18 protein-coding genes are annotated in these 17,928 nt (G+C 67.1%); 12 read left to right on the top strand and 6 right to left on the bottom strand.

Features of this window, described 5'->3' with window-relative positions; all coding sequences use genetic code 11:
• The first annotated feature begins 54 nt into the window (after positions 1 to 54).
• The 3 genes from acnA to GGR03_RS13940 all read left to right on the top strand — a co-directional run bounded on the left by acnA (position 55) and on the right by GGR03_RS13940 (position 4,319).
• Positions 55 to 2,811, top strand: a complete 2,757-nt coding sequence (gene acnA / locus GGR03_RS13930; protein WP_183208987.1) for an aconitate hydratase AcnA — start codon at positions 55 to 57, stop codon at positions 2,809 to 2,811.
• A gap of 194 nt (positions 2,812 to 3,005) precedes the next feature.
• Positions 3,006 to 3,794, top strand: coding sequence for a DUF1223 domain-containing protein (locus tag GGR03_RS13935; protein ID WP_252920254.1), 789 nt, complete (start codon positions 3,006 to 3,008; stop codon positions 3,792 to 3,794).
• Positions 3,795 to 3,896: 102 nt separating this feature from the next.
• Positions 3,897 to 4,319, top strand: coding sequence for a DUF2794 domain-containing protein (locus GGR03_RS13940; protein ID WP_183208989.1), 423 nt, complete (start codon positions 3,897 to 3,899; stop codon positions 4,317 to 4,319).
• A gap of 13 nt (positions 4,320 to 4,332) precedes the next feature.
• On the opposite strand, the gene GGR03_RS13945 is transcribed toward GGR03_RS13940, so the two are convergent.
• From GGR03_RS13945 to GGR03_RS13960, 4 genes are all read right to left on the bottom strand, one after another.
• Positions 4,333 to 4,896, bottom strand: coding sequence for a GNAT family N-acetyltransferase (locus tag GGR03_RS13945; RefSeq protein WP_183208990.1), 564 nt, complete (start codon positions 4,894 to 4,896; stop codon positions 4,333 to 4,335).
• A gap of 163 nt (positions 4,897 to 5,059) precedes the next feature.
• Positions 5,060 to 5,830 (bottom strand): Bax inhibitor-1/YccA family protein, encoded by a 771-nt coding sequence (locus tag GGR03_RS13950; protein ID WP_183208991.1) that lies wholly within the window; start codon positions 5,828 to 5,830, stop codon positions 5,060 to 5,062.
• A 269-nt stretch (positions 5,831 to 6,099) separates the two neighbouring features.
• Complete coding sequence (locus tag GGR03_RS13955) at positions 6,100 to 8,694, bottom strand: ABC transporter permease (RefSeq protein WP_183208992.1); 2,595 nt, start codon at positions 8,692 to 8,694, stop codon at positions 6,100 to 6,102.
• The gene (locus GGR03_RS13960; protein ID WP_183208993.1) at positions 8,691 to 9,425 is read right to left on the bottom strand and encodes an ABC transporter ATP-binding protein; all 735 of its coding nucleotides are present in this window, start codon (positions 9,423 to 9,425) and stop codon (positions 8,691 to 8,693) included. Before GGR03_RS13960 ends, GGR03_RS13955 begins: the two co-directional genes overlap by 4 nt.
• A 66-nt stretch (positions 9,426 to 9,491) precedes the next feature.
• Between GGR03_RS13960 and GGR03_RS13965 the strand changes: the two genes are divergently transcribed.
• Positions 9,492 to 10,172: an arylesterase gene (locus GGR03_RS13965; protein WP_183208994.1), complete on the top strand. Its 681-nt coding sequence runs from the start codon at positions 9,492 to 9,494 to the stop codon at positions 10,170 to 10,172.
• Here GGR03_RS13965 and GGR03_RS13970 read toward each other — a convergent pair.
• Positions 10,144 to 10,815: a GNAT family N-acetyltransferase gene (locus GGR03_RS13970; protein WP_183208995.1), complete on the bottom strand. Its 672-nt coding sequence runs from the start codon at positions 10,813 to 10,815 to the stop codon at positions 10,144 to 10,146. The two genes, GGR03_RS13965 and GGR03_RS13970, sit on opposite strands and share 29 nt — an antisense overlap.
• Positions 10,816 to 10,999: 184 nt before the next feature.
• Here GGR03_RS13970 and thpR point away from each other — a divergent pair, with 184 nt between their 5' ends.
• The 7 genes from thpR (at position 11,000) to GGR03_RS14005 (ending at position 15,762) form a co-directional block, all read left to right on the top strand.
• Positions 11,000 to 11,599: an RNA 2',3'-cyclic phosphodiesterase gene (gene thpR / locus GGR03_RS13975; RefSeq protein WP_183208997.1), complete on the top strand. Its 600-nt coding sequence runs from the start codon at positions 11,000 to 11,002 to the stop codon at positions 11,597 to 11,599.
• 63 nt (positions 11,600 to 11,662) lie between these two features.
• A complete protein-coding gene (locus GGR03_RS13980; RefSeq protein ID WP_183208999.1) occupies positions 11,663 to 12,043 on the top strand; it encodes a YkvA family protein in 381 nt (126 codons plus the stop codon).
• A gap of 310 nt (positions 12,044 to 12,353) precedes the next feature.
• Entirely contained in the window at positions 12,354 to 12,860 is a 507-nt protein-coding gene (locus tag GGR03_RS13985; RefSeq protein ID WP_183209000.1) for an invasion associated locus B family protein, read from the top strand.
• A 160-nt stretch (positions 12,861 to 13,020) separates the two neighbouring features.
• Positions 13,021 to 14,262, top strand: coding sequence for a dual-specificity RNA methyltransferase RlmN (gene rlmN / locus GGR03_RS13990; protein ID WP_183209267.1), 1,242 nt, complete (start codon positions 13,021 to 13,023; stop codon positions 14,260 to 14,262).
• A gap of 82 nt (positions 14,263 to 14,344) precedes the next feature.
• On the top strand, positions 14,345 to 14,797 hold the full coding sequence (locus GGR03_RS13995) for a hypothetical protein (RefSeq protein ID WP_183209003.1): 453 nt from the start codon (positions 14,345 to 14,347) through the stop codon (positions 14,795 to 14,797).
• Between the two features lie 5 nt (positions 14,798 to 14,802).
• Complete coding sequence (locus GGR03_RS24315; RefSeq protein WP_281379021.1) at positions 14,803 to 15,027, top strand: BrnA antitoxin family protein; 225 nt, start codon at positions 14,803 to 14,805, stop codon at positions 15,025 to 15,027.
• Positions 15,028 to 15,102: 75 nt separating this feature from the next.
• Entirely contained in the window at positions 15,103 to 15,762 is a 660-nt protein-coding gene (locus GGR03_RS14005; RefSeq protein ID WP_183209006.1) for a glutathione S-transferase family protein, read from the top strand.
• Between the two features lie 24 nt (positions 15,763 to 15,786).
• On the opposite strand, the gene GGR03_RS14010 is transcribed toward GGR03_RS14005, so the two are convergent.
• On the bottom strand, positions 15,787 to 16,431 hold the full coding sequence (locus GGR03_RS14010) for a LysE family translocator (RefSeq protein ID WP_183209008.1): 645 nt from the start codon (positions 16,429 to 16,431) through the stop codon (positions 15,787 to 15,789).
• 207 nt (positions 16,432 to 16,638) lie between these two features.
• Here GGR03_RS14010 and GGR03_RS14015 point away from each other — a divergent pair, with 207 nt between their 5' ends.
• Positions 16,639 to 17,859 (top strand): argininosuccinate synthase, encoded by a 1,221-nt coding sequence (locus tag GGR03_RS14015; protein ID WP_183209010.1) that lies wholly within the window; start codon positions 16,639 to 16,641, stop codon positions 17,857 to 17,859.
• Positions 17,860 to 17,928 lie beyond the last annotated feature (69 nt).

Here is a 17,928-nt window from a genome sequence, read left to right on the forward strand (position 1 = left end):
TCAAGGCCGTTCGCCCTTCGGACTCCATCCTGGTTCGAGAAGGAACGAAGCCACATGTCGAACGCATCCGACAGCTTCCATAGCCGCAAGACCCTCTCCGTCGAGGGCAAGGACTACGTCTACTACGATCTGCAAGAGGCCGAACGGAATGGCCTCGCCGGTGCCTCGCGGCTTCCCTTCTCGATGAAGGTGCTGCTTGAGAACCTGCTGCGCAACGAGGACGGCCGCACCGTGACGGCCGACGACATCCGCGCCGTCGCCAACTGGATCCACGACAAGGGCACGGCCGGCCACGAGATCGCCTACCGCCCGGCCCGCGTCCTGATGCAGGACTTCACCGGCGTTCCCGCCGTCGTCGACCTCGCGGCGATGCGCGACGCGACACGGCAGCTCGGAGCCGACCCCCGAAAGGTCAATCCGCTGGTGCCGGTCGATCTCGTCATCGACCACTCGGTGATGGTCGACTTCTTCGGCCAGAAGGACTCGTTCACCAAGAATGTCGACGCCGAGTATGGCCGCAACGGCGAGCGCTACACCTTCCTGCGCTGGGGCTCGGAAGCCTTCGAGAATTTCCGCGTCGTGCCCCCCGGCACCGGCATCTGCCACCAGGTGAACCTGGAATATCTCGCGCAGACCGTCTGGACCAAGGAAGAGAACGGCGAGACGATCGCCTATCCGGACACGCTGGTCGGCACCGATTCGCACACCACCATGGTCAATGGCCTGTCGGTCCTCGGCTGGGGCGTCGGCGGCATCGAGGCCGAGGCAGCCATGCTCGGTCAGCCGATCTCCATGCTGATCCCGGAGGTCATCGGCTTCCGCCTGGTCGGCAAGTTGCCGGAGGGCACCACGGCGACCGACCTCGTGCTCACCGTGACCGAGATGCTGCGCAAGAAGAAGGTCGTCGGCAAGTTCGTCGAGTTCTTCGGCCCGGGCCTGTCGAACCTTACCCTCGAGGACCAGGCGACGATCGGCAACATGGCGCCGGAATACGGCGCCACCTGCGGATTCTTCCCGATCGACAAGGACACGCTCGCCTATCTCGAGGCGACCGGCCGCGACAAGCACCGCATCGCGCTGGTCGAGGCCTATGCCAGAGCGCAGGGCATGTACCGCGAGGACGGCATCGCCGATCCGGTCTTCACCGACACGCTCGAACTCGACCTTTCGACGGTCGTGCCGTCGCTCGCCGGCCCCAAGCGCCCGCAGGACCGCGTCGCGCTGACCGACGCTGCTTCCGCCTTCCGCACCGCCCTGACCGAACTGCAGGGCGGCCGCAAGAAGGCCTCCGACACGCAGACCGTCGCCGAAGCCCGCTACGTTGCCGAAGGCGCGACGGGAGCGTTCGACGAACCGCCGGCCCGCCATCCGGTCGCCGGCACCGACCACGGCATCTCCGACGGCGACGTCGTGATCGCGGCGATCACCTCCTGCACCAACACCTCGAACCCCAACGTCCTGGTCGCGGCCGGACTCGTCGCCCGCAAGGCCCACGCCAAGGGCCTGACGGTGAAGCCCTGGGTGAAGACCTCGCTGGCGCCCGGCAGCCAGGTGGTGACGGAATATCTCGAGAAGGCCGGCCTGCAGGCCGATCTCGACGCCATGGGCTTCAACCTCGTCGGCTATGGCTGCACCACCTGCATCGGCAATTCCGGCCCGCTGCCGGAGCCGATCTCCGAGGCGATCACCGAGAACGACCTCGTCGCCTGCTCGGTGCTGTCGGGCAACCGCAACTTCGAGGGCCGGGTGAACCCGGACGTTCGGGCGAACTACCTCGCCTCGCCGCCGCTGGTGGTCGCCTACGCCATCGCCGGTTCGATGTTCGTCGACATCACCAAGGAGCCGCTCGGCAAGGACCGCGACGGCAACGACGTGTTCCTCAAGGACATCTGGCCGACCACCCAGGAGATCGCCGAGATCGTCCGCGAGACGGTCACCCGCCAGATGTTCGAGGAGCGCTATGCCGACGTCTTCAAGGGCGACGCGCACTGGCAGACGATCGAGGTGTCCGGCGGCCTGACCTATGACTGGGACGACCGCTCGACCTACGTGCAGAACCCGCCCTATTTCGAGGGCATGACCATGGAGCCGGAGCCGGTCACCGACGTGCACGGCGCCCGCATCCTCAGCCTGTTCCTCGATTCGATCACAACCGACCACATCTCGCCGGCGGGTTCGATCAAGGCCAACGGCCCGGCCGGCGACTACCTCGTCAGCCACCAGGTCCGCCCGGTCGACTTCAACTCCTACGGCGCGCGCCGCGGCAACCACCAGGTGATGATGCGTGGCACCTTCGCCAATATCCGCATCAAGAACCAGATGCTGGACGGCATCGAGGGCGGCATGACCAAGCACTTCCCCGACGGGGAGGTGATGCCGATCTACGACGCGGCCATGAAGTACCAGGCGGAAGGCGTGCCGCTGGTCGTCTTCGCCGGCAAGGAATACGGCACCGGCTCGTCGCGCGACTGGGCGGCCAAGGGCACCAACCTCCTCGGCGTCAGGGCAGTGATCGCCGAGAGCTTCGAGCGCATCCACCGCTCGAACCTCGTCGGCATGGGCGTCGTGCCCTTCGTCTTCGCCGAGGAAGGCACGTCCTGGAAGACGATCGGCATCAAGGGCGACGAGAAGGTGACGATCGAGGGCCTCGCCACCCTGAAGCCGCGCGAGGTGCTGGAGGCGAAGATCGAGCGGGCCGACGGCACGGTCGACAGCGTCCGGATCCAGGCCCGGATCGATACGCTGGACGAGCTCGAATACTACCGTAATGGCGGCATCCTGCATTACGTGCTCCGCCGCCTCGCCGCCTGACCATGACGACGGCGGCGCTCCCCGCGCCGCCACGACGCCGCCGGTTCGCGCGACCGGCGGCGGGCTGCTTTCTCACCCGCAATTGACTGGAGGGTGTTCGCCTCCGCCGGTAGGTTCGCGTCCATGATGACAGCCGACGATACAGCCTTGCACCCGGACACGACACGGGCGAACCGGAACACGGCGGGGATCGCGTGAGCCGGATCGCCGGCGCGCGATTTGGCTTGCTGCTTCTGGCGATGCTGCTCGCTGGCGCGGCCGCCCGTCCGGCCGTTGCAGGCGAGGCGGTAATCAAGCAGGTGACGCACGTCGTCGAGATGTTCACCAGCCAGGGTTGCTCATCCTGCCCGCCGGCCGAGGAATTGCTGGCTAGGCTGGCCGAAGAACCAGGTATCCTCGCCCTCGCCTACCACGTCGACTACTGGGACTATATCGGCTGGCGCGACACGTTCGGCTCGTCCGTCAACACCGATCGCCAACGCGCCTACGCCAAATCCTTCGAGACGACGACGATCTACACGCCGCAGGCGGTGGTGAACGGCAAGGCCGCCGTGGTCGGCTCGCACGAGGCCAAGCTACGCCGCCTGATCGGCAGCGACGCGCTGTCGAAGCGGAGCTCGGCGGCGAAGATCGACCTGTCGGTCGTGGCGGACCGGCTGCACATCACGGCCAAGGGCGCGGCCGCCAGCCCCGGTGGCCAGACGCCTGTCCTGATGCTCGTCACCTTCGTCGACGAGGCGCCCGTCGCCATCGAGCGCGGCGAGAACAGCGGCCAGACGCTGGCGAATACGCACGCCGTCAAGGATTGGCGGGTGCTCGGCATGTGGACCGGCGAGACGATGGAGATCGACCTGCCGCTGGTGACGCTGTTCGGGCCCGACACGAGCAAGGTCGGCTGCGCCGCCATCCTGCAGTCGGTCACCGCCGATGGCGCGCCCGGCCCGATCCTCGCCGCCGCCCAGCTGGAATTTCCGGCGGACTAGATTCCGGGACATTGCAAGGGCAGGCCGGTTCGCGGCGAAGCACCGGGCTCGATGCTCGCTTTCGGTTGCATCGCTCGACCTGACCCCTATCTTGGTGGCACCATGCGCGCCTTTCGGACGGCGCCGACAGATCGCACGAGGGGTGTCATCTTGCAGGATTTCGGGACGACCGGCGAACCAGCGGCAAATCTCGTTGCCTTCCCCGACAACCGTTCCAGAAGTCCCGTGGTCAGTTTCGACCGAGCCGAGCTGTCGCAGATCCTGCGGATCTATGGGCGGATGGTCTCCGCCGGCGAATGGCGCGACTACGCCATCGACATGCTGAAGGAACGCGCGGTGTTCTCGGTGTTCCGCCGCACCAGCGAGATGCCCCTCTACCGGATCGAGAAGAACCCAAAGCTCGCCCGCAAGCAGGGCGCCTACCAGGTCGTCGCGGCGGGCGGTCTGATCATGAAGCGCGGCCATGATCTGGCCAACGTGCTGCAGGTGTTCGACAAGGCGCTGGCGCTCGCCGACAAGGCCTGAGCCGGCGCATGCCTCATCCGCCGTAGAGCGTCCCCGGAAACACCGTCTCGTCCGGCAGCGACGTGTTGCCGTCCCCGAGCTGCATCTGCATCAGCACGGTGTCGATCCAGCGGCCAAACTTGAAGCCCGATCCCTCGAACGTCCCGATCATGCGGAAGCCGGCTCTGCGGTGCACGCGGATCGAGGCCTCGTTGTCGGCCCCGCCGATCACCGCGACCATCTGGCGAAAGCCGCTCTCGCTGCAGAGCTCGACGAGCCTCGTCAGCAGGTCGCGGCCGATGCCGCGGCCCCTGGCTTCCGGCGCCAGATAGATCGAATCCTCCACCGACCAGCGATAGGCGGGTCGGTGCCGGAAGGCACTCGCATAGGCGTAGCCGAGCACCGTGTCGTGGTGGTCCTCGGCGACGATGAAGGGATAGCCGACGCCGGTGATCGCGGCGAAGCGGGCGCGCATCTCGGCAAGGTCGGGTGGCACCAGCTCGTAGGTGGCGGTGCCGTTCAGTACGGCCTCCTCGTAGATGTCGCGAAAGGCCGGGACATCCTCGGGGCGGGCGGGGCGGATCGTATGGGCACTCATGGGCAACTGCATCGAATGAGGGTCTGCCGGCCTCGCGGACACGCGAAGCGGCGGCTGGGCGCCGGGTCGGTTCATCCGGCCGGTTACCGATCTTGCAGAAGACGCGGCCAAAGAAAAGGGCGGCCCGAGGGCCGCCCTTTTCCGTCAGTCTCTGGCGTGAAGCCTATTCGCGGTTGCCGAACAGCTGCAGCATGAAGAGGAACATGTTCAGGAAGTCGAGATAGAGGCGCAGGGCGCCCATCACGGCCTTGCGGCCCATGACGGCCGAGCCGTCGCCCTCGTAGTACATTTCCTTGATCTGCTGGGTGTCGTAGGCGGTGAGGCCCGCGAACACCAGGACACCGATCGCCGAGATGGCGAAGGTCAGCGCCGGCGAGGCCAGGAAGATGTTCACCACCATGGCGATGACCAGGCCGATCACGCCCATGAACAGGAACGAACCCCAGGCGGAGATGTCCCGCTTGGTGGTGTAGCCCCAGAGCGACAGCGCGCCGAACGAAGCGGCCGTGATGAAGAACACCTGGGTGATCGACTCCTGCGTATAGACGAGGAAGATCGTCGCCAGCGACAGGCCGACCATCGTGGCGTAGATCCAGAAGGTCGTCTGGGCTGCCGCGACGCTCATCTTGTGGACGCGGAACGACAGGAAGAACACCATCGCCAGCGGCGCCAGCATCAGCACCCACTTCAGCGGCGAGACGAACACCGTGTAGCCGAGATCCGTCAGATAGAGGTCCGGCCGCACCTGGTAGGCGGTCGGCTCGACCGTGACGGAAAGCGAATAGAGGAGATAGGCGGCAACGCCCGTCATGGCGAGGCCGGCTGCCATCAGGTTGTACACCTTCAGCATGTAGGTGCGGAGGCCCTGGTCGATGTCCGCCCTAGCACCGGCCGCGGGTACGGTCCGTACCCCGGGATTCCGATAGTCAGCCATTTCTTAGCATTCCTTTTCTGCGTGTCCCGTCCGGTGTCCACCGCTCAAGCCCGAGGCCTGCAACGACGAGGCGCCGCTGGCGGGACGCCCAGCGATCCTGAGGATAATATGCGGATCGGCGTGCTTTTGCACAAGTCGCCGACATCGCACTGCCGCGAAATAGAGCCGGATCGGGATTAATTCTGCGTTATCTGCCGCAGTCTTTCGTCCGCCCGAGCCGATCTACTAATCAAGACTTATCATGTGCCGCACGGCCGCGCCCTGTCGCCTCAGAGATTGCGCAGCACCGGCGCCGCCTTCTGGCCGAGGATGCGCCACGTGCCCGCGAGGCCGAAACCGACGGTGAGCACCAGCGAGACCACCAGCGTCGTCAGCGCCACGGTCCAGTCGAACACGTAAGGCAGCTGCATGATGCGCGCGACCACGAACCACGCCGCGAGCGCCCCCGCCGCAATGGCGAACACGCCGGTGGCAAGGCCCAGCAGCAGGTATTCGGTGGCGAAGGCGCGGATCAGCGTCATCCGCGTCGCCCCCAGCGTCTTCAGCACCACCGCGTCGTGGACGCGTCCGCGATTGCCGGCGGCAAGCGCCCCCGACAGCACCAGCACCGAGGCGACGAGCGCCACGGCGGCTGCGACGCGGATCGCCAGAGCCAGCTGGGCGATGAGGCCGTTGACCGCATCCAGCGCCTCCTTGACCCGTACGCTGGTGACAGCGGGAAACGCGTTGGTGACACCGTTGAGCACGGTCTTCTCGGCCGCCTCGCCGCCTTCGGGAATGGTCAGTGTCGCCAGCCAGGAATGCGGCGCGCCGGCAAAGGCGTTGGGCGAAAACACCATGACGAAGTTGATCGACAGCGACTCCCATTCGACGCTGCGGAAATTGGCGATCCGGGCGGTGATGCTGCGCCCGAGGACGTTGACGGTCAGCGTGTCGCCGACGGACAGGCCGAGTTCGCCGCCCTCCTCTGCCGAGAAGGAGACCAGCGGCTCGCCCTCGTAGTCCTCCGGCCACCATTCGCCGTCGGAGATCGTCGAGTTCTCCGGCAGCGTCGGCGCATAGGTGATGCCGCGATCGCCGCGCAGCACCCAGCCGCCTTCCGGTGGGATCTCCATCGTCGCCACGTCCTGGTCGTTGAGCCGGGTGATGCGGCCGCGCAGCATTGGCGCCGCGTCGAGCGTCGAGCCCGGAGCCAGCGTCTCGATCGTCTCGCGAAAGGCATCGACCTCGCCGTTCTGGATGTCGACGAAGAAGAAGTCCGGCGCCCGCGATGCCATGCCGGTGCCGATCTCCTGGCGCAGATCGTAGTCGATGGTTGCAAGGGTCACCAGCAGCGTCAGGCCGAGCCCCAGCGACAGGACCACCGAGCCGGTCAGCGAGCCCGGCCGGTGGATGTTGCCGAGCGCCAGCCGCAGCGGCGTCGAGCGCACGCGCGGCGCGCGTGCCGCCAGCCACTCGATGCCGAGGGCGACGAAGCGCAGGATCAGGAAAGCCGCGGCCGTGCCGATCAGGAAGACCAGCGCGACCTGCTTGTCGCCCGCCATGACAAGCGCCAGGACGCCGATCAGCGCGGCGAGGCCAAGCGCAACGGCAAGATAGCTCCAGCGCATGCGGGTGAAGCCGGCGGTGCCCGCCTCGCGGAACAGCGCCGTCGCGGCGACGTAGCGGGTGCGCCCCAGCGGCAGAAGCGCGAAGGCCAATGCCGTCAGTGCACCGAACAGCGCCGCCAGCGCCAGGTCCATCGGATAGACCGAAGCGCTCGCCGCGACCGGGACGACGGCTTCCAGGAACCGCGCCGTGACGAAGGGCGCGATCGCCCCGAGCAGCAGTCCAATGACGATGCCGAGCGCCGCCAGCGTCATGATCTGGATGAGATAGACCGCAACGACGAAATTGCCGCCCGCGCCGAGGCTCTTGAAGGTCGCGATCACCGGCCGCTTGGAGTCGAGATAGGCGTTGACGGCATTGGCGACGCCTACCCCGCCGACGATCAGCGCGGTCAGACCGACCAGCGTCAGGAACTGCGAGAAGCGCTCGATATTGCGCTGCAGGGAGGGCGCGGCCTCGGCGGAGGTGCGGATGCTGAAGCCTGCGTCGGGATATCGCGCGTTGGCTTCTTCCATCACCGCCTCGGCGTCGCCGGCACGGTCCGGGGCGAGCCGCACCTTGTACTGGTACTCGACGAGGCTGCCCGGCTGCACCAGGCCGCTTGCCGCGAGCCCGTCCAGCGACAGCATCAGCCGCGGCGCGAAATTGAAGCCGTCGGACAGGACATCGGGCTCCCGATCAAGGATGCCGCGCAGTTCGATATCGGCATTGCCGAGCCGCACGATGGCGCCCGGCTCGATGCCGAGGCGGTCGAACAGTTCCGGCGCGGCGATGGCACCGAAGCGGCCGTCCTGTTCGCCGAGCAGCGAGTCCAGCGGCGCATCGGGCGTCGTGTCCAGCGAGCCGTAGAGCGGATAGGCGCCGTCGACGGCCTTCACCTCGGTCAGCGACTGGTCGCTGCCGTCGGTCAGCCGCACCATCGAGCGAAGGTCCGCGGACCGGGCCACCGCGCCCAGCCCCTCGAGATATTCGGCCTCCTGCGGCGTCACTTCCCTCTGGGTCAGCTCGAATCGCAGATCGCCGCCGAGGATCGTGCGACCCTGCTCGGCGATCCCCGTGGTCATCATCGTCGCAACGGAATTGACCGCCGCGATCGCCGCGACGCCGAGCGTGATGCAGGCGAGGAAGATGTAGAAGCCCGACAGGCCACCGCGCATCTCGCGCAGGGCGAAACGGAAGGCCAGCGCGAGGCGGCCGCGCCGGCCGACCGGCTCCGGCCGCACCCGGGCAGCCGATGCCATGTCCACCGCCGTCATGCCGGCTGGCTTTCCAGCGTCCCGGTGACCGGCGCCGGCGCGATACTGTCGCGCATGCGGTCGTCATGGATCTCGCCGGACCGCACCGCGATCTCGCGTTCGCAGCGATGCGCAAGGCTTGGGTCGTGGGTGACCAGCACCAGCGTCATGCCGCGTTTCTCGCGCTCGGCGAACAACAGGTCCGCCACCTGCCGGCCGGTCTCCTGGTCGAGATTGCCGGTGGGCTCGTCGGCGATCAGGATCGCCGGCTCCGGCGCCAGCGCCCGTGCCATGGCGACGCGCTGCTGTTCGCCGCCGGAGAGTTCGCCCGGATAATGCATGATGCGGTCGGCGAGGCCGACCTGGCCGAGTTCGTGTGTCGCCCGCTCGAACGCATCGGGATGGCCGGCCAACTCCAGCGGCACCGCGACGTTCTCGAGCGCGGTCATGTTGGGGATCAGATGGAAGGACTGGAAGACGATGCCGACATTGCGGCCACGAAACGCCGCCAGCTGGTCCTCGCTGAGCCCGATCAGCGACTGGCCTGCGATCTCGACCTCGCCCGCGTCGGCCTGTTCCAGGCCGGCCAGGACCATCAGCAGCGTCGACTTGCCGGAGCCCGAGGGGCCGACAATGCCCACCGACTCGCCCCGCTCGACGAAAAGATCGACTCCCTTGAGCACGTGGACCGCGCTGCGACCGGACCCGAGGGTCAGATGAACGTTTCGTAATCGTACTGCCGGTTCCGCCAAGATCGCTCGTTCCTATATCCGCCCCTCAAGGGCCGCCTCCGGGGCTCGCGCTATATGGGGTGTGCGATGCAGCGCTTCCAACCGATCCTTGCGGCTCTCACGCTGTTGTCATGGCTGGCGGTGCCACCCGCCGCTTCCGCGCAACAGCCGGAAGCCGCCGCGAGCGCCGATCCGATCGAGGTGGTGGCCTTTGGCGACAGCCTCTCCGCCGGCTACGGCGTCGGGCCCGGCGAGGCCTTTCCCGAACAGCTCCAGGCGGCCCTGCAGTCGGCCGGCTATGAGGTCGTGGTGACGAATGCCGGCGTCTCGGGCGACACCACGACGGGCGGGCTCGCCCGCCTCGACTGGTCGGTGCCGGAAAGCGCCGACCTCGTCATCGTCGAGCTCGGGGCCAATGATGCGCTGCGCGGCGTGTCGCCGCAGATCGCGCGGGACAATCTCGACCGGATCCTTGCGACCCTCGACGAGCGCGGCCAGGATGTGATCCTTGCCGGGATGCTGGCGCCGCCGAACATGGGCAACGACTATCAGGCCGCTTTCGACGCGATCTACCCGCAGCTTGCCGAGAAATACGGCGTTCCGCTCTACCCGTTCTTCCTCGATGGCGTCGCCGCCGAGACCTCGCTGAACCAGGACGATGCGATGCATCCCAATCCTGCCGGCGTCGCGGTAATCGTGGAGCGCATGCTGCCGCTGATCACCGAGAGCCTCGACGAGATCATCGCCCGGCAGGGGACGACGGGTTGAGGGTTTCGGCCAGTCGCTGCAGCGGCCTTGTCAGGAATTCGAGCCCATGCCGCCGCCAGTCGATCATGGCGAACACGAAGGCCTCGCTCTCGTCGGCCCATTTTTCGGCGATGCTGGCAGCATCGGCATAGGGGCGGCGAATCTCCGCCGTCACGTCGCCGGCGACGAAGCTGAGGTCGGCGCCGTGCTTGGCGGCGATGGCCTGCATCCGGCGGTTCTCGCGCAGGCAGGTGAGGAACAGCCGCCGGACACCGCGATTGCGCGCCGAGGCGATCAGCCGGCCGAACAGCCGGTCGCCGAAGCCGAGGCCCTGAAACGCCCTCTCGATCGAGAAGGCTCCCTCGGCCTCGCTGCGGGAACCGGTGAGATAGCGCAGCTCTGCGACGCCCCGCAGCACGCCGTCGACGAACAGGCCCATGATCAGCGCATCGGCGCCGAGCGCCAGCGCCGCGTAGCGCCCGAGGAAATAGTCGTTGACGGGATTGCCGAAGCGCAGCCGCCGGGCCTCGCCATCGAGGCGCATCAGATGCGCGAGCAGGAGATCGCTCTCCTTGGGATGCAGGCGCCGGATCGTCACGGCGGACGCGTCGTCGGCAGCTTTCGTCACTGCGACGACATCGCCGGGGATAGCCAGATTCGACATGTTGTCGATGCCTTCGTTTCGTCCTCCCCGGACTGGGCCTCCCCATTCGCCGCAGAAGATAATTGTGCATTGCGTTACCGACAACGGCGAATGAGGCGCTGCAAGGCTGCCCTGTTCTTGAAACATGGCTCCCGGGATGAGAGTCTTTCCCGGTGAAGGCAATGACGCACGGAAGGACCATCCGATGCCGAGACTGTTCACCGCCCTCGAAATCCCCCAGGCGCTTGCCTTTCCCTTGTCCCTGCTCCGCGGCGGCCTGCCGTCGGCACGCTGGACCGACCCGGAGAATTACCACCTCACGCTGCGCTTCATCGGCGACGTGGAACCGCGCCTCGCCGACGAGATCGTCGCGGCGCTGGACCGGGTCGAGCGGCCGGGCTTTTCGATCGCACTGCGCGGCATCGCAGCCTTCGGCAGCAAGAAGCCGCGGTCGATCCATGCCGAGGTCGAGGCTTCGCCGGCGCTGGCAGAGCTGCAGCTCGAGATCGACCGGATCTGCCGCCGGCTCGGGCTTCCCGCCGACCAACGCAAATTCCTGCCGCATGTCACGCTGGCGCGGCTGCGCCAGCCCAAGCCCGAGGACGTCGCGCGCTATCTGGCGCGGAATGCCGGTTTCCGGACCCCGCCGATCAAGGTCGCGCGGTTCGGCCTGTTCTCGGCGCGCGACTCCGTGGGCGGCGGACCGTATCTGCTCGAGGAAGCTTTCCCGCTCGGATCGGTGCACCGCGCCGACGAGGGCTACGGCCATTTCGAATCCGGGGTGCTCGCCAGCCAGTATGGCTGACCGCCTCACTTGAGCCGGCGGCCTTCGCGATCCATCTACTGTCGACAGATGGCGGAGACACAGATGGCACGCGACATTCTCGATATCGACGGGGTACTGCAGCCGGGCACCGACGAGGAGCAGGCGCGGCAGGAAGAACGGGTTCGCGCCTCGTTCTTCGACACGGCGCGCCGGGCACTCCGCTACGTCCCCTTCATGGAGGACGTCATCGCCGCCTATTACTGCGCCATCGACCCCAAGACCCCCAGCGCCAGCCGCGGCGTGCTGCTGGCGGCGCTGGCCTATTTCGTCCTGCCGTTCGACATCATGCCGGACTTCCTGTTCGGGATCGGCTTCACCGACGACATCGCGGTGATGTGGGCGGCGTTCCGTGCCGTACGGGGCAACATCAAGCCGGAACACTACGTGAAGGCCCGCGAGACGCTGGGCGAGATGCAGCCCTAACGGCCTTGGCGCCGATCCCCCGCTCCGGAAGGCGACCTTACGATACCGTAACCTCCGTTGCCGTCCCGCCGCCAAACTGTCGCCCGATTTTGTCCCTCATTCAGCAGGGCTATCTTCAGGCGGTCCCGGCCACGCGGTTGGAAAGCGAAGCCTTCCCGCAAAACGTCTTGCGGTCATTCGGCTTTCGTTAACCAAGGATAAACGGGCTTCGGTCTAGTTTGTCGGGACATTCGCCACCGGGACCGGCGCCGATCGCGGCGCTGGCCACGACCAATCGCCAATGACGCACGCACCGAACGAGCGGGGAACCATGCAACTCAAGAACGTCCTTACGGCAACGGCGGCCATTCTGATCTTCTCGAGCGCCGCAGGCGCTGCCCAGACTCCGACGCGCATCAGCCAGTTCAATGCCTGGGGCACCTATTCCTACGACGATTCCGCCGGCAAGGTCTGCTACATCCTGTCGACGCCGACGGCGATGACCCCGGCCAGCGTCAACCATGGGGACATCTTCTTCCTGGTCTCGCAGAAGCCGGGCCAGGGCGTCTCCTACGAGCCGCAGGTGGTGATGGGATATCCGCTGCGGGAAGGCTCGAAGGTCATCGTCGACATCGACGGCAAGGACTACTCGATGTTCGTCAAGGGCGAGTCGGCCTGGATGGAGAACGCCGCCGAGGAGCCGCAGCTAGTCGCCGCGCTAAAGGCCGGCCGCAGCATGAAGGTCGACGCGACCTCGCAGCGCGGCACGGCGACCAGCTACACCTATTCGCTCGCCGGCGTGACCGCCGCGCTGAACTCGATCAATGAGTGCCGCTGACGTTCGTTCTTGCAATCCGGAATTGACGGCGACGCCGGGCGAAAGCCCGGCGTTTTGCTGTCGGCAAGGCCTCAAACCTTGCGAAACCGGCCGGAAAGCGTCATGTGACAGGATCATTCCCTCTGTGACGAGACTGGCCGGCAGCCCGGCCGAGGAACCTATGGCCTTTTCGCTCGACCTCGCCTCGCCTGATACGCGGCCCCGCGTGCCTGCCGCGACGATGCCGGCCGCGTCCGGAGAGAAGCCGTCGCTGATCGGCATGGACCGCGAGGGACTGGCTGCGGCATTGCGCTCGCTGGGCGTCCCGGAGCGGCAGGTCCGAATGCGCGTCGCGCAGCTCTGGCACTGGCTCTATGTTCGCGGCGTCGCCGATTTCGGCCAGATGGCAAACATCGCCGGCACGCTGCGCCAGGCGCTCGACGCGGCCTACACGATCGCCCGGCCGGAAATCGTCGAGGAACAGATCTCCGTCGACGGCACCCGCAAATGGCTGTTCCGCTTCCCCGCCCGCGGCGCCGGCCGGCCGGTGGAGATCGAGACCGTCTACATCCCCGAGGAAGGCCGCGGCACGCTCTGCGTCTCGAGCCAGGTCGGCTGCACCCTCACCTGCACCTTCTGCCACACCGGCACGCAGCGCCTGGTGCGCAACCTGACGCCGGACGAGATCGTCGGCCAGGTCATGGTTGCGCGGGACCGGCTCGGCGATTTCCCTGACGCCGCGACGCCGGAAGGCGGCATCCTGCCGTCGGAGGGGCGCCTCGTCTCCAATGTCGTGATGATGGGCATGGGCGAGCCGCTCTACAATTTCGACAATGTCCGCCAGGCGCTGGCCGTCGTCTCCGACGGCGAGGGGCTGGCCCTGTCGAAGCGGCGCATCACCCTCTCGACCTCCGGCGTGGTGCCGATGATCGCGCCGACGGGCGAGGAGATGGGCGTCGGCCTCGCCATCTCGCTGCATGCCGTGCGCGACGAACTGCGCGACGTGCTGGTGCCGATCAACAAGAAGTACCCGCTGAGCCAGTTGCTGGAAGCCTGCCGCACCTATCCGGGCGTCTCCAACGCCCGCCGCATCACCTTCGAATACGTGATGCTGAAGGACGTCAACGACAGCCTTGCCGATGCGCGGGAGCTCGTCCGCCTGCTCCACGGCATTCCGGCCAAGATCAACCTCATCCCGTTCAACCCCTGGCCCGGCAGCGCCTACGAGTGCTCGGACTGGGACCAGATCGAGCGCTTTGCCGAGGTGGTGAACCAGGCCGGCTACGCCTCGCCGATCCGCACGCCCCGCGGCCGCGACATCTTCGCTGCCTGCGGCCAGCTGAAGTCGGAGTCGGAACGCATGAAGAAGGGCGACCGGCTCGCCATGGAAGCGGCTCCTGCGAGCGAGCTTGCCGCCGGCTGATGATGGTCTGGCGCGCAGGAGCGTCGTTTATTCTCGGCCGTCATGGCTCGTGCGGCGCTGCCGCTGAAGGTATTCGTCGTCGATGAGCACCGTTCTGCGCTTCCTCTTCGTGATCCCGTTCGGCTTCGTCGCGGCCTGCCTCGTCGCGGCCTTCGCCCTGCTCTGGCCGTTCCTCGAGATTCCGCCCGGCGGCGTCGCGGACCCGGTCTTCCTGTTTCACGCAGCCGTCGCCTTCGCCGCCCAGTCCGCGCAGATCGGCTCCGTCGTGCTCCTGCCTTTCGCGCTGTTCGCTCTGGCGACGGAAATCTTCGCGCTTTCCTCGATCTTGCTTCATCTCGCCGCCGGGCTGCTGGGCGGCGTCGCGGTGCTGTTCGGCACCTATGGGCGCGACGTGCCGCATATGAGCGTCCAGACCGCGATCCTCGTCGCCTCGCTCTGTTTCGCCCTCGTCTACTGGATCGTCGCCGGCCACCGCGCCGGGCGATGGCGCCGCAGCGAAACGCGGCCGGTCCCTGCCCCCACGCCAGAAGGATAGATCACTTGGCCAGACGCCCCCTCGACCCTCGCGAAGCCGCCGAGGCGATGTTCAAGCCGAGCACGCCAGCCGCCACCGGCCGCGTGCGCGAAACGCCGGGCGCGATCCCGGCCGGCCGCGAGATGGTCTCGCTGCGGATCGACCGCGACGTGCTGGCGCATTTCCAGGACGATGGCCCGGGCTGGCAGGACCGGATGAATGCGGCGCTGCGCCAGGCCGCCGGGCTCTGAGCCTCCTGCCGGCCCGGCCTCGCAGTTACCGCTGCAGCCCTTGCTGAAAACGTTACCCGCGGCAGATTGGCGCCGATGATCACCATTCACCACCTCAACAACTCGCGCTCCCAGCGCATCCTCTGGATGCTGGAGGAGCTTGGCGTGCCTTACGAGGTGAAGCGCTACGAGCGGGGCAAGGACATGCAGGCGCCGAAGGCGATGCGGCAGATCCACCCGCTCGGCAAGTCGCCGATCCTCACCGACGGCGAGCACACCATCGCCGAGACCGGCGCCATCGTCGAATACATCCTCGACCGCCACGGCGACGGGCGGCTGATGCCGCCGCCGGGCACGGAGGATTACTGGCAGGCCCGGCATTTCCTGCATTATGCGGAAGGGTCGGCGATGCCACCTCTGTTCCTGATGCTGGTGCTGCAGATGATCCCGGCGCGCGCGCCGATGCTCGTGCGCCCGATCCTCAAATCCGCGATGCAGAAGGTCGACACGCTGCTGGTACTGCCGCAGCTCAAGCTGCATCTCGATCACTGGGAACAGTCGCTCGGTGCCACCGGCTGGTTTGCCGGCCCCGAGATCTCCGTCGCCGACATCATGATGAGCTTTCCGGTCGAGGCCGCGGCCCAGCGCTTCGGCTACGAGGACCGGCCGCTCCTGCGCGACTTCCTGCTGCGCATCCATGCCCGCCCGGCGTTCCGCCAGGGGCTGAAGCGCGGCGGACCCTACGCCTACGCCTGACGGTGGAGACCTGGCGCCCTGGCGTCAGTGCCCCTGGGTCGTCAGGATCTTCACCGCGAAGGCCGAGAACACGCTGGCGAAGATCCAGTCGATCGCGCGCGTGATCTTCGGGCGGCGCTTCAGCGTGGCGGCGAGCTTGTCCGCCGCGACGATCATCGCCAGGGCAAACGGCGTCGCGAAAAGGATGAAGTAGACGCCCAGGAAGAACAGCTTGCCGGCCGCATCCGGATCGCCCGCCGCCACGAACTGCGGCAGGAACGTCACGAAGAACAGGATGATCTTCGGGTTGGAAAGGTTGATGCCGATGCCGGTCAGCCAGCTGGCGATCAGCGACGGCTTCTTCATCTCGCCCGTCGCATCGACCTTGAGGCTCGAGCCCGAGCGAATCGCCTGGACGGCCAGGAAGATGAGGTAGCCGGCGCCGACGATCTTGAGCAGCAGGAAGGCTTCGGGCGAAGCCGCGATCAGGGCCGAAAGCCCGATGGCGGCCAGGGTCGTGTGAATGAGAGAGCCGGTGGAGGCACCGACATAGGCGGCGATTCCCGCCGCGCGCCCGCCCGCCAGCGTCCGGCCGAGAAACAGCGTCATGTCCGGCCCGGGCGTGATGGTCAGCACGAAGCAGGCGATCGAAAAGGCGACGAGGGTCGGCAGATCGGGCAGGAAGGTCATGGCGGCTCTCGCCTGCTGGCCGCGGAGGGCGGCGGGACCGGGACAGGATCGCCCGCGCGGGCGGATCGGTCAGCAGCTTTATGCCGCCACCCCGGCGATGGCCAGAGGCATTCGACACGTGTCACCGGCACCAGCCGGCTGCCCCGGTTTCCCTCCGGCTGCGCTTTGCGCTAGAGGCGGTGCAAACGGCAAGACGAAAGAACTCACATGGTACAGCATCGCGACGTCAAGAAGGTCGTGCTCGCCTATTCGGGCGGCCTCGACACCTCGATCATCCTGAAATGGCTGCAGACCGAATACGGCGCCGAGGTGGTGACCTTCACCGCCGATCTCGGCCAGGGCGAGGAGCTCGAGCCGGCCCGCAAGAAGGCCGAGATGATGGGGGTCAAGGAGATCTACATCAACGACGTCCGCGAGGAGTTCTGCCGCGACTTCGTCTTCCCGATGTTCCGTGCCAACGCCGTCTACGAGGGCACCTACCTGCTCGGCACCTCGATCGCCCGGCCGCTGATCTCCAAGCGCCTCGTCGAGATCGCCCACGAGACCGGCGCCGACGCCATCGCCCACGGCGCCACCGGCAAGGGCAACGACCAGGTGCGGTTCGAGCTGTCCGCCTACGCGCTCGACCCGGACATCAAGGTGATCGCGCCCTGGCGCGAATGGGAGTTCAAGTCCCGCACCGACCTCGTCGACTTCGCCGAGAAGAACCAGATCCTCGTCTCCAAGGACAAGCGCGGCGAGGCGCCGTTCTCGGTCGACGCCAACCTCCTGCACTCATCCTCCGAGGGCAAGGTGCTCGAGGACCCGGACGTCGCGCCGCCGGCTTACGTCTTCCAGCGCTCGGTGAGCCCGGAGGACGCGCCGGACAAGGCGACGACGATCACCATCGGCTTCGCCAAGGGCGATCCGGTCTCGATCGACGGCAAGACGATGAAGCCGCACGAGCTGCTGGCCGCGCTCAACGATCTCGGCCGCGACAACGGCATCGGCCGGCTCGACCTCGTCGAGAACCGCTTCGTCGGCATGAAATCGCGCGGCATCTACGAGACGCCGGGCGGCACGATCCTGCTGGTCGCCCACCGGGCCATCGAATCGATCACGCTCGACCGCGGCGCCGGCCATCTCAAGGACGAGCTGATGCCGCGCTATGCGGAGCTGATCTACAACGGCTTCTGGTTCTCGCCCGAGCGCGAGATGCTGCAGGCGGCGATCGACCACAGTCAGCAGCATGTCGAGGGCACGGTGACGCTGAAGCTCTACAAGGGCAACGTCATCGTCGAGGGCCGCGCCTCGCCGAAATCGCTCTACTCGGACGCCCTCGTTACCTTCGAGGACGACCACGGCGCCTACGACCAGAAGGACGCGGCCGGCTTCATCCGCCTGAACGCCCTGCGCCTGCGGACATTGGCCAAGCGCGACGGCCGGTAGTCACCGGTCGCCTCCAAAGTCGCGGGAATCACTCAAACGAAAAGGCCCGGCGGATCGCTCCGCCGGGCC

This window comes from Aurantimonas endophytica (assembly GCF_014196845.1).
GTDB lineage: Bacteria > Pseudomonadota > Alphaproteobacteria > Rhizobiales > Rhizobiaceae > Aurantimonas > Aurantimonas endophytica.

Coding starts and splice junctions, on each gene's coding strand:
- acnA (WP_183208987.1), top strand. CDS start 55: ATGTCGAACGCATCCGACAGCTTCCATAGCCGCAAGACCCTCTCCGTC.
- GGR03_RS13940 (WP_183208989.1), top strand. CDS start 3,897: ATGCGCGCCTTTCGGACGGCGCCGACAGATCGCACGAGGGGTGTCATC.
- GGR03_RS13945 (WP_183208990.1), bottom strand. CDS start 4,896: ATGAGTGCCCATACGATCCGCCCCGCCCGCCCCGAGGATGTCCCGGCC.
- GGR03_RS13950 (WP_183208991.1), bottom strand. CDS start 5,830: ATGGCTGACTATCGGAATCCCGGGGTACGGACCGTACCCGCGGCCGGT.
- GGR03_RS13955 (WP_183208992.1), bottom strand. CDS start 8,694: ATGACGGCGGTGGACATGGCATCGGCTGCCCGGGTGCGGCCGGAGCCG.
- GGR03_RS13965 (WP_183208994.1), top strand. CDS start 9,492: ATGCAGCGCTTCCAACCGATCCTTGCGGCTCTCACGCTGTTGTCATGG.
- GGR03_RS13970 (WP_183208995.1), bottom strand. CDS start 10,815: ATGTCGAATCTGGCTATCCCCGGCGATGTCGTCGCAGTGACGAAAGCT.
- thpR (WP_183208997.1), top strand. CDS start 11,000: ATGCCGAGACTGTTCACCGCCCTCGAAATCCCCCAGGCGCTTGCCTTT.
- GGR03_RS13980 (WP_183208999.1), top strand. CDS start 11,663: ATGGCACGCGACATTCTCGATATCGACGGGGTACTGCAGCCGGGCACC.
- GGR03_RS13985 (WP_183209000.1), top strand. CDS start 12,354: ATGCAACTCAAGAACGTCCTTACGGCAACGGCGGCCATTCTGATCTTC.
- rlmN (WP_183209267.1), top strand. CDS start 13,021: ATGGCCTTTTCGCTCGACCTCGCCTCGCCTGATACGCGGCCCCGCGTG.
- GGR03_RS13995 (WP_183209003.1), top strand. CDS start 14,345: ATGAGCACCGTTCTGCGCTTCCTCTTCGTGATCCCGTTCGGCTTCGTC.
- GGR03_RS14005 (WP_183209006.1), top strand. CDS start 15,103: ATGATCACCATTCACCACCTCAACAACTCGCGCTCCCAGCGCATCCTC.
- GGR03_RS14010 (WP_183209008.1), bottom strand. CDS start 16,431: ATGACCTTCCTGCCCGATCTGCCGACCCTCGTCGCCTTTTCGATCGCC.
- GGR03_RS14015 (WP_183209010.1), top strand. CDS start 16,639: ATGGTACAGCATCGCGACGTCAAGAAGGTCGTGCTCGCCTATTCGGGC.